Here is a 10,386-nt window from a genome sequence, read left to right on the forward strand (position 1 = left end):
CTGGACGGCGTGGCTTCAGCGCAGGGTTTGAATCAGGGTGTCAAAAATGCCTTGCGCGATCTGGATCATCTTGGCCGACGCCTGGTAGGCCTGCTGGTACTGCAGCAGCTTGGCCGCCTCTTCGTCCAGGTTGACGCCCGCGACGCCCGTGCGGTCGCGTTCCAGATTGGCGGCGATCGAGCCCGAGATTTCAGCCGAGTAGTTGGCGCTCTGCGCGCGGATGCCAATTTGCGCGATCAGACTGGCATAGCCGTCGGTGAGCGCTGCGCCGTCAAACATCTTCGCATCGCGCAGGCCCATCATGGCGCCGGCATTGCCGGCGTTGAGGTTGCGAAAAGCGGCAGGCTGCTGCTGCACGGTAAAGGTGTCACCGGCCTTGGGGACGCCTTGCAGCGTCAGCGACCATTGGCTCAAGGGGCTGGTGGCTGGCGCAGTACCCTCAATCGCCTGGCCTGGTGTGTAAGCAAATGTGGTGGCATTGGCTGTTGGCAACTCGTCGCTGCGGGTGTAGCTGTTGGCGCCGGTAAAGGTCAACACAACGGGTGTCAACGCGACCGGGTTGCTGCGGGCCAGCAGGCTGCTGAGCTGCAGGCTCCCGGTGTTGCTGGTGCCCAGGCTGCCAGCTACCGGGCTGGCCACGGCCAAAGCCCGCGGTGTCGAAAACTCGGCGCTGATGTTGCTGGCCGAGGTGCTGAAGGGTTTGAGCAGAAAGCGATCACCGGCGGCGGGTGTGCCTGCACCACCCAACAGATTCAAACCATCAATGGCCTTGCCTGTATAAGGTCCTCCTGTGGGGTTTGTCGCCTCCTGGAACGAAAATACGCCTGCTGCAAAGCTGAAGTTTGTTAAGGCTCCATCCGAGCGCCGGGTTACGCTGCCCTGGGTTGCCGAGGTGAAATTCACCTCGTAATCAGACGCAACAAATTTGGTCGCGTCGCCGATGTCCAGATTGAGAGAAGCCGGGACTGCCGGTAGTGCTGGCTTCGCATTCGTGGTGGCTGGCAGGACGTTGTTGGCAGTGAACACCATGGGTGTGAACAGGGCGCCGCCCGGATTGCCATCCAGGTCCAGCCCCAGCTGATGCTGGTTGTTCATGCTGGTGCTGACGGCTAGCGTGAGCCGACCCAGCAGGTTGCGTCCTTCGACCAGGTCATTGTTCTGGAACCGCAGCAAGCCGGCCACCTCGCCACCGCCCAGTGAGCTTTCATCGAGCGTGATGAACTGCCCGCTGCGGTTCATCGTCAGCTTGCTCTTCAGGGGGTCGCCAAAGTCGTCCTTGCCGATGGAAAGCGGTGACACGGTGTTGCCCAGTACCAGGGCCTGGCTGCCTGCCAAAAAGATACCGACGGTGCCGTCGCTGGCGGCAATCGAGCTGGTTTGCACATACTGGTTGAGGTCGCGCACCAACTGGTCGCGCTGGTCCAGCAGATCGTTGGGGGGTTGGCCAGAGCCCTGGGTGCGCGCTATCTTGTCGTTGATTTCGGCAATGCTGTGCGCCAGGCTGTTGATGGTGCTGACTTTCTGGCCGAGCTCTTGCGTGACGCCAGCCTGCAAGTCGTCCAGATTTTGCGCGGCAGCCCGCATGCGTTTGGCGGTCTCGTCCACGCGCGTCAGCGCCACCGTGCGCGCGGTGAGATCGGTGGGTGCGTTGGCCACGTCAGAGAACGCATTGAGCATGTCGTTGATGGCCGCACCGAGTCCAGCCGCGCCACCCGGGAAGACACCTTCGAGCTGCCTCAATTTGTCGGCCCGGGTGCTGTCGGCGGCGGAGGTGGAGCCGGCCAGTGCCGACTGGCGGGTCAGGAAGGCGCTGAAATTGCGCTGAATCGTCTGGACATCGACGCCTTTGCCGATGTAGCCGCTGCCGGTGTATTGGCCCTGCGTGGTTTGCAGGACCGCGCTCTGGCGCGAGTAACCCGGCGTGTTGACGTTCGCAATGTTGTTGCCTGCGGTCTGCAGCAGGACCTGGTTGGCCTGCAAGGCCCGCGTGCCGACGCTGAGAAGTCCGCTCATATATTTTGTGCAACGACTTGCGCGCGCTGCAGCCGTTGCGTGGTGTCGATGGCGCGGCTCAGTTTGGCCGCGTAGTGCGGGTCGGTGGCGTAGCCCGCTTTTTGCAGGCCACTGGCAAACGCGTGCGCCGAGCCTGTTTGTTGGCTGGCCTGGGCGTAGCGCGGGCTCTTGGTAATGAGCCGGGCGTAATCCTGAAATGACGCCTCGTAGGAATCGTAGGCGCGAAATTTGGCCATCGTCTTTTTCGCGACCCCATGGACGTATTCCGTCGTGCTCACTTCGGCCACCTTGCCAGTCCAGCCAGCGCCGGCCTTGATGCCGAACAGGTTGTACGACGGCGCGCCGCCCTTCATCTTGATTTCATGCCGACCCCAGCCGGTCTCGTGGCCGGCCTGGCCCACCATGAAGCTGGCGGGAATGCCACTTGATTTTTCGACCTGGATCGCCGCTGCGGTGTGATGCTGGACAAATTGGCTCTGGCTCAGCGTGGGGGTACTGCGGGGCGCCGCGCTGTTGGCACCGTAGGCGGCCAGCGCTGACGCTTTGCCAAGGGCACCGAACGATAAAGCGCTTGTTTTCTTGGTGGCACCTTGCGCACCGGCCTCGCTGCCGCCCATCTGGCGTGACAGTTGGGCTGCAATCAGATCGGACAAGCCGCCAGGCTGGCCCGACATCTGCACCGCAAATTGCTGGTCCAGCAGGTCGGTACCCAGGTCCCCGCCCGAACTCTCAAGCATGCCGGACTTCATGGTGGCCTCGCGCATGCTCTTCATCAGCTCGCGCATGAAGAGCGACTCAAACTGTTTGGCCGCTTCCTTAATGGCGGCGGGCGTGTCTTGACCCGCCTGCAGCTTCAGGTTGTTGAGCGAACGGGCATCGGCCGCCAGCGCACCGGACGACGTGGAGAGTTGGCCGTAGCTCATCAGATCACCTCCAGCTCCGCGTTCAGCGCGCCGGCCGCCTTGATGGCCTGCAAAATGGCCAGCAGGTCTTGCGGCGTGGCACCCAAGGCGTTCAGGGCGCGCACCACGTCAGACAACTGCGTTGACTTGGGCAGCTGAATCAGCATGCCGGGTTCTTGCCGGATCTGGATATTGCTTTTCTCGGCGACCACGGTTTGGCCGCCGGTCGACAAGGGGTTGGGTTGGCTTATCACCGGCGTGGTGGTGATGCTGACGGACAAATTACCGTGGGCAATGGCGCACTCGCCCAGGGTCACCGCCTGGTTCATCACAATCGAACCGGTGCGTGAATTGATCACGACTTTGGCCGAAGGGACGGACGATTCAAGCTGCAGCTCTTCCATCTCGGCGATGAAGGAGACGCGAGCGTTCGAATCAGTGGGAGCGGTCACATCGATGGTGCGCCCATCCAGCGCCCGGGCGGCGTTGGCGCCAAAGCGCCGGTTGATGGCCTCGGCCACTTTGCGCGCGGTTTGAAAGTCCGAGGCTTGCAACCCCAGCGTAATGCTGGCGCCTTCAAGCAGTGGCGTGGGAACAATCCGCTCCACCTGCGCGCCCCCCGGAATGCGCCCGGCGCTGAGATGGTTGATCTGCACCTTGCTGCCGCCCGCTGCAGCACCGGCGCCGGCCACGATCAGGCTGCCCTGTGCCAACGCATAGACCTCACCATCAGCGCCTTTGAGCGGTGTCGTGATCAACATGCCGCCCTTGAGCGATTTGGCGTTGCCCATGCTGGAGACGTTGACGTCAATGGCCTGGCCGGGCCGGGCAAAGGCCGGCAGCGACGCCGTCACCAGCACCGCCGCCACGTTCTTGAGCTGCAACTTGGACACTGCCGCGTCGGGCAGCGTGATGCCGAGCTGCTGTAAATAATTGGTCAGTCCCTGGGCGGTGTAGGGCATCTGGGTGGTCTGGTCGCCCGTGCCGTCGAGCCCCACCACCAAGCCAAAGCCAGTCAACTGGTTGCTGCGCACACCTTCAACCGCCGCCACTTCCTTGATCCGGCTGGCCTGGGCCGTGCCGCTCGCCAAAAGGCTCAAGCTCAGCCACAACGCCGCCAGCAGCCAGTGCGGGCGAGTTGAATGTGGCGTGTTGAAAAATTGCATGAATGTGTCCCCTCGGCACTATTCTCATCAGCTTTAGAAGGGTAGAAAGCTAAAAAAGAACCGTGTTAACCAGCCAACTGTTTGCGCTTCAGCCTGCGCGCCGCGGCCCCTGGATTCGATACGGGCATTGGCGACCTGGCTTGAGTTGATCCGGTTGCCTGGCTGTATCAGGCGCGGGTCGATGGTGCCCGAGAAGCGCAACACATCGACATGCTGGTTGACCCCAATCTGCTTGTCGCCGGCCACCACCAGATGGCCGTTGGGCAGCACATTCACGACCGTCGCGGTAATGGTGCCGGTGAAGGCATTGGCACTCTCGGTGCCGCCTTTGCCGGAAAAGTCGTTGGCCGAGGAGGTGCCCACGCCGGCTTTCAGATTCACCAGGTCAGCTGGCGATACCAGGGGGAAGGCCGAGACGCTGGCCGCACCCGATGTGGTGCGATTGGCAGTTGATTTGGAGACCTGACTGGCGGCCACGGTTTCGACGATCCTGATGGTGATCACGTCGCCGACCATGCGGGCGCGCGGGTCTTCAAAGGCGGGGCGGTAGCTGACGTTTTGAAACAGGCTGCCGCTTGTAGCCTGAGGGGCGGCGGGTGCGGCGGCCACGGGCTGCGGCGTGGCGGGCTCGACAAAGTCGACGCTCACGGGTTGCGGCAAGGAACCACAGGCGGACAAAGTCAGGCCCAGAACCCCGGTCACAACACCGCCCCACACAGTGCGGGCCAACGCGCGCAGGCGGGTCGAGTGCAAAGCGATGTTCATGCGGCGCCTCACAGCTGCCCGAGCTTTTGCAGCATCTGATCCGATGTCTGGATCGCCTTGGAATTCATCTCATAAGCGCGCTGCGTCTGGATCATGGTCACCAGTTCCTGCACCACGTTGACGTTGGAGGTTTCCACATAGCCCTGCATCAATGCGCCCATACCGTCGGCGCCCGGCGTGCCGCTGTTGGGTTGGCCCGATGCCGTGCTTTCGGCGTACAGGTTTTGCCCCTTGGGGTCCAGCCCGGCCGGATTGACAAAGCTGGCCAGGCTGATGCTGCCAATGCCCTGCGGCGTGGGCGAGCCCGGGATCTGCGCGGTGACGGTGCCGTCGCCGGCAATGGCAATGCTGGTGGCGTTGGCCGGCACCGTGACGCCGTTGGCAATGGGCAGGCCGGTGGCGGTGACCAACTGGCCGCTTGAATCAACCTGGAATGAGCCATCACGCGTGTAGTTGGTGGTGCCGTCGGGCATGGTGACCTGAAAGAAACCATTGCCCTGAATCGCGACATCGAGCTTGTTGCCCGACTGCTGCAAATTGCCTTGGGAAAATGAGCGGCTGGTGGCCACGGTGCGCACCCCCAAACCTACCTGCAGGCCCGTCGGCAGTTGTGACTGCTCGGAGCTGTTGGAGCCGACCTGGCGCAGGTTCTGGTACATCAGGTCCTCAAACACGGCGGTGGCGCGCTTGAACCCGTTGGTTGACACGTTGGCCAGGTTGTTGGAGATGACATCCAGCTGCATTTGCTGGGCTTCCATGCCGGTCTTGGAGATCCACAGGGAGTTGATCATGATGCTGTCCTTGGCTTAAGAATAAATGGAGAAGGGCCCTAGCCCTGCAGGCCCAGCAGCTGAGCGGCCGAGCGGTCGTTTGATTCGGCGGTCTGCAGCAGGCGCATTTGGGTTTCAAACTGGCGCGCGGTCTGGATCATGCCGACCATGGCTTCGATCGCGTTGACGTTCGAGCCCTCCAGCGAGCCCACCTGCACGCGGGCGTTGGTGTCACTGGGCAAGGGGTCGCCAGAGGTGGCGCGAAACAGGCCATCGTGGCTGCGCTTCAAGGGATCGTCCGCGGTCGGGGTCACGAGTTTCAGGCGACCCACTCCGGTGGGCGGCTGGTTGCCGACCCGGGCGCTCAAATTGCCGTCAAAGCCAATGGCCACTTCAGCACCCGGGGGAATGTCGATAGGGCCTCCGCCGTCGCCCAACACGGGCAGGCCGCTGCTGGTGACCAGCGTGCCTTCCGGGGACACCTCAAACGAACCACTGCGCGTGTAAGACTCCGTTCCGTCCAGACCCTGCACGGTGAACCAGGCATTGCCCGTGGTCATGGCGTCCAGGCTGCGCCCGGTGCGCTGCGCCGACCCGGGCGTATCAACGTAACCGGCGGTCGCTTCGATTGCCATGACACGGGTGCTGGCGCCGTCGCCGCGCACCGGCACGGCGCGAAAAGTCGACAGCTCGGCCCGAAAGCCATTGGTGGAGACGTTGGCAAGGTTGTTCGACAGCACCGACTGTCGCTGGGCCGCGGCATTGGCGCCCGACATCGCGGTGTAAATCAGACGGTCCATGGCGGCTCCTGTTCAGTAGCGGGCTAAGGGTCAGGGGCTCTTAGCGCAGGTTGACCAGGGTCGACATCACCTGGTCCTGTGTCTTGATGGTCTGGGCGTTGGCCTGGTAGGCGCGCTGCGCGGTCATCATGTTGACCAACTCCGCGGTGAGGTCCACGTTGGAGTCTTCCAGCGAACCCGCGCGGGCGGTGCCAAACTGGCCGCTGCCCGGGGTTCCGCCCACGGCGGCGCCAGAGGCAAAGGTGGCGGTCCAGTTGTTGCCGCCACTGGGGGCCAGTCCCTGCACATTGGCGAAGGTGGCGAGCTTGAGCTGCCCGGTGGGCACCTGCACGCCGTTGTCGTAGCTGCCGAGGATGACGCCCTTGTCGTCGATGTTGATGCTGACGAGCTTGCCAGGTTGATGCCCGTCCTGGCTCAGGCTCCCGACCGAGAACCCAGCACCGAATTGCGATACCTTGGACAGGTCCAGCTTCGGGATCGTAGCCAGGGAGCCGTTGACCGAGGCCATAGAAATGTCAACCGGGTTTTCCCACGCGTTGCCCGTGAACAATGAGCCTGTGGCCGGGTCGAATTCCAGATCGGCGCCCAATCGGGTTGGGGACCCTGCAGGCACACTGGTTCCGGTCAGGTCGTTGGTCCATACCTGCCATTTATTGAGGTCTGACTTGGTGAAGTACAAACTGACTGGAATCGGGATCCCCTGGCCGTCATAGGCGGTCACGGAGGTGCCATAGGTTGCCAGCGGCGGGACCAGTGTGGGTGGGCTGGCGGTAGGGTCGCCGGCAGGGGTGCTAAGTATGTTGTTGATGTCGGCTGCGGCATTCAGATTCAGTTCCGCCTTGATCGTCTTGGTGGACGCAGCAGGTATGCCCTCGCTCGACGTGAGTGACAAGGGTTCAAGTTTCCCTCCGGGAAGGATTGCCCCCGTCACGGGATCGGGCTTGATGCCCAGAACGCGGGCACCCCCGTTGGTCACGAGATTGCCCACATTGTCCAGTTTGAATTGGCCAGCACGCGTATACGCATTGGTCTTGTCCGGCATTTCCAGTTGGAAAAATCCGCCGCCGTTGATGGCGACGTCAAGATTGTTTCCGGTGACGGTGATGCTGCCTTGACTGAATTGCTGTGACACGGTCTCCACGGAAACGCCGATGCCGGCGCCGGTTCCGCCGCCAACGCCCAAGGAGGATGCCACGACGTCGGCAAATTCAGCGCGCGAGGCTTTCATGCCGACGGTGTTGGCATTGGCGATGTTGTTGCCGATCACGTCCAGGTTGCGACTTGATGCGGCTAATCCTGAGAGACCTGTTTGAAATGACATGGTGGGTTCCTTTGAAAATGCGCAGTGAAGTCTAGAGAATGGCCTTGACGCTGCTGTAAGCCACAGCAGCGCGCCCTTGCAGTTGTACCGTCATGGCGCCGTTGTCGCTGCCCACGGACAACACCGTGTCGCGCGCCAGTGCCGTGCTGTCGACGGGATTGCCACCCAGCGTGGCAGTCACCTTGTAGCTGGGCTCGCCGGTGCCCTGGTAGTTTGATGCATCCCAGTCAAACGAATGCCGCCCCGCGTCCAGCGCACCCAGATTGAGCGTGTCCAGCACCTGACCGCCGGGCGAGAGTATCTCGACCTTGACCGCATCGGCCTTGCCCGCCAAATCAAGCGCGCCGCTGGCGACGCCGTCGTTGCGGGTCAAGGTGTTGCTTTCAACCAAGACGCCGTGGCCGACCATGGAGGCGCCCTGCAGCACTTGCAGCGAGGTGAACTGCTGGGCCATGCTCTTGAGCGTTTCGTTGACCTGCTGAATGCCGGTGACGGTGTTGATCTGCGCCATCTGGCTGGTCATTTGCGCGTTGTCCATCGGATTCATCGGATCCTGGTTGTTGAGCTGCGCGACCAGCAATTTCAGAAAACGATCCTGCGAGGCATTGGCATCGCTGGCGGCCGTGGTGCTGGGGGGCAACGTGGTGTTCGTCGCGGTGGTGGCAGAGGAGGTGGCGGAAATCATGGTGAGGACCTTTTGGAAATTACTGACCCATCTGCAGGGTTTTGAGCAGCAGTGTCTTGGCGGTGTTCATGACCTCGACGTTGTTCTGGTAGGAGCGTGAAGCCGAAATCATGTTGACCATTTCTTCGATGGGGTTCACGTTCGATTGCGTGATGTAGCCATCGGCGTCAGCCGACGGGTGGCTCGGGTTGTGCACTTTGCGCAGCGGCTCATTGTTCTCGCTGACGCGACTGACGCGCACACCAGCCGCGTCGTCCGAGCCCATCGGCACGGTCTCGAAAACCACTTGCCGACCTTTGTAGCCCTGGCCGTCCGGCCCCGCCACGGCGTCGGCGTTGGCCAGGTTGCTGGCCACCACGTTGAGGCGCTGGGACTGGGCGCTGATGGCGCTGCCCGAGACATTGAAGATGGAAAACATGGACATGAGAAATCTCCGCAGTTGGCCCCGTTCATTGGCCCTGAATGGCGCTCAAGATGGTTTTGGCCTGGCCGTTGATAAAGCGCAGCGTGGCTTCAAAGCGCACGGCGTTGTCGGTGAAATTGGCGCGCTCACGGTCCAGATCCACGCTGTTGCCGTCCAGGCTGGGCTGGCTCTGCACCGCGTAGGCCAGGTGGGATGCTCCGCCCAGGCTGCCGCTGGTGCCGCTTGACAGCGCAATGTGATTGGCGTGCGTCATGCCACGGGCGCCACCGCCTTGAGAACTGCTGGCGCGCAAGCTGGAACTGCTGTCAGCGCCGGTGGCCTGCCGCATGGCCTCTTTGAAGTTCAGGTCGCGTGCTGCATAGCCGGGTGTGTCGGCGTTGGCAATGTTGCTGGCGATCACCTGTTGGCGTTCGGCACGCAGCACCAGGGCCTTCGCCTGGAAGTCCAAACCGCTGGTCATATTTGTGATCATGAAACACCTCGACTTTCAGTTTTCTAGGCCCGGCCGCGTCAGCCCGGGGCTTTGATGTGAAGTGATTATGAAAAGTACGCTGGTTTTCTAAACTTTAAATAACAAGGTAAATAGCCGCCACTTGCCTGTTTTGTCACAGCCGGTGCTGCCTATAGTCAATCAAACGCTCAGGAGGGCTGCCATGTTCAATCCATTTTTTCATTCAACCCGTCGTCTATTGCAGGCTCTGGGGCTGGCGGGCGCTGCCTTTTTCACCCTGGGGGCGCTGGCCCAGGTTGATGGCGTGCGGCCCGAGTTCATGGACAGCACGCAGCAGTGGCTGGACAAAGTGGTGGCGGGAACCCTCCCGGCCGGCAGTTCACCACTGCGCATGGAGATCGCCGTCGGCGCGCTCGACAGTCGGCTGCGGCTGGCGCCATGCGCCCGGGTTGAGCCCTATTTGCCACCGGGCACCCGGCTGTGGGGCAAAACCCGCCTCGGGTTGCGCTGCCTGGAGGGTAGCGCTAAATGGAATGTGTTTTTGCCGGTGACCATCAAGGCCTATGGCCAGGCTTGGGTCGTCAAAGGTCAGGTGCCCGCTGGCGCCGCGTTGACGCAAGACGATGTGATGGAGGCGGAGGTTGACTGGGCCGAGCAGCGCGAGGCCATCATCAGCAACCCGGACCAATGGCTGGGGCAGGTGGCAAACCGCACCTTGAACAGCGGACAAGCCCTGCGCCAGGGCATGATCCGACCGGCCCAGGTGTTTCGGGCGGGCGCTCAAATTCGGGTGCTGGCGCAGGGCGCGGGCTTTGAGATCACGTCGGACGGACAAGCCTTGTCGGCCGGTGTGGTGGGCCAGCCAGCCCGGGTCAAAATGGGCAACGGCCATGTGATGTCCGGTGAGGTTTTGGACAGTCGTACGGTCAGGCTGGCAATATGAGAATATTCGATCGCGCGCAATTAGGGCTAAAGCCCGGCCGATTTACGCCGATAGTGTGCATACGAGGCTACATTTACAGTAGTTTTGGAGAGCATCATGAGAATAGGTCAACCTTCAGATAATCCAAGCCCAGTCAGCAGCAATGC

The 10,386-nt window shown here is 62.2% G+C and carries 11 protein-coding genes; 1 reads left to right on the top strand and 10 read right to left on the bottom strand.

The genetic code is table 11. The annotated features are described in order from the left end of the window. Positions 1–15 precede the first annotated feature (15 nt). Genes flgK through flgB form a run of 10 tightly spaced genes read right to left on the bottom strand, consistent with a single transcriptional unit; the run spans position 16 to position 9,318 of the window. The gene (flgK, locus tag GZ093_RS12700) at positions 16–2,013 is read right to left on the bottom strand and encodes a flagellar hook-associated protein FlgK (RefSeq protein WP_296486431.1); all 1,998 of its coding nucleotides are present in this window, start codon (positions 2,011–2,013) and stop codon (positions 16–18) included. Next, positions 2,010–2,936 (bottom strand): flagellar assembly peptidoglycan hydrolase FlgJ, encoded by a 927-nt coding sequence (gene flgJ / locus GZ093_RS12705; RefSeq protein WP_296486432.1) that lies wholly within the window; start codon positions 2,934–2,936, stop codon positions 2,010–2,012. Before flgJ ends, flgK begins: the two co-directional genes overlap by 4 nt. Next, complete coding sequence (locus GZ093_RS12710) at positions 2,936–4,081, bottom strand: flagellar basal body P-ring protein FlgI (protein WP_296486433.1); 1,146 nt, start codon at positions 4,079–4,081, stop codon at positions 2,936–2,938. Before GZ093_RS12710 ends, flgJ begins: the two co-directional genes overlap by 1 nt. A 33-nt stretch (positions 4,082–4,114) precedes the next feature. Then, complete coding sequence (locus GZ093_RS12715; protein ID WP_296486435.1) at positions 4,115–4,846, bottom strand: flagellar basal body L-ring protein FlgH; 732 nt, start codon at positions 4,844–4,846, stop codon at positions 4,115–4,117. A gap of 8 nt (positions 4,847–4,854) precedes the next feature. Beyond that, positions 4,855–5,637 (bottom strand): flagellar basal-body rod protein FlgG, encoded by a 783-nt coding sequence (gene flgG / locus GZ093_RS12720; RefSeq protein WP_296486437.1) that lies wholly within the window; start codon positions 5,635–5,637, stop codon positions 4,855–4,857. Positions 5,638–5,675: 38 nt separating this feature from the next. Next, complete coding sequence (flgF, locus tag GZ093_RS12725) at positions 5,676–6,416, bottom strand: flagellar basal-body rod protein FlgF (RefSeq protein ID WP_296486438.1); 741 nt, start codon at positions 6,414–6,416, stop codon at positions 5,676–5,678. Between the two features lie 40 nt (positions 6,417–6,456). After that, positions 6,457–7,737: a flagellar hook protein FlgE gene (flgE, locus tag GZ093_RS12730; RefSeq protein WP_296486440.1), complete on the bottom strand. Its 1,281-nt coding sequence runs from the start codon at positions 7,735–7,737 to the stop codon at positions 6,457–6,459. 31 nt (positions 7,738–7,768) lie between these two features. Further along, positions 7,769–8,422 (bottom strand): flagellar hook capping FlgD N-terminal domain-containing protein, encoded by a 654-nt coding sequence (locus tag GZ093_RS12735; protein WP_296486441.1) that lies wholly within the window; start codon positions 8,420–8,422, stop codon positions 7,769–7,771. A gap of 19 nt (positions 8,423–8,441) precedes the next feature. Then, positions 8,442–8,846, bottom strand: a complete 405-nt coding sequence (gene flgC / locus GZ093_RS12740; protein WP_296486443.1) for a flagellar basal body rod protein FlgC — start codon at positions 8,844–8,846, stop codon at positions 8,442–8,444. A 25-nt stretch (positions 8,847–8,871) separates the two neighbouring features. Continuing rightward, positions 8,872–9,318: a flagellar basal body rod protein FlgB gene (gene flgB, locus GZ093_RS12745; protein ID WP_296486445.1), complete on the bottom strand. Its 447-nt coding sequence runs from the start codon at positions 9,316–9,318 to the stop codon at positions 8,872–8,874. 181 nt (positions 9,319–9,499) lie between these two features. Here flgB and flgA point away from each other — a divergent pair, with 181 nt between their 5' ends. After that, positions 9,500–10,240 carry a flagellar basal body P-ring formation chaperone FlgA gene (gene flgA / locus GZ093_RS12750; protein ID WP_296486446.1) on the top strand — a complete coding sequence of 247 codons (741 nt, stop codon included), beginning with the start codon at positions 9,500–9,502 and terminating at the stop codon, positions 10,238–10,240. Positions 10,241–10,386 lie beyond the last annotated feature (146 nt).

The sequence above is a fragment of the Rhodoferax sp. genome, assembly GCF_010365055.1.
Classification (GTDB): domain Bacteria; phylum Pseudomonadota; class Gammaproteobacteria; order Burkholderiales; family Burkholderiaceae_C; genus Rhodoferax.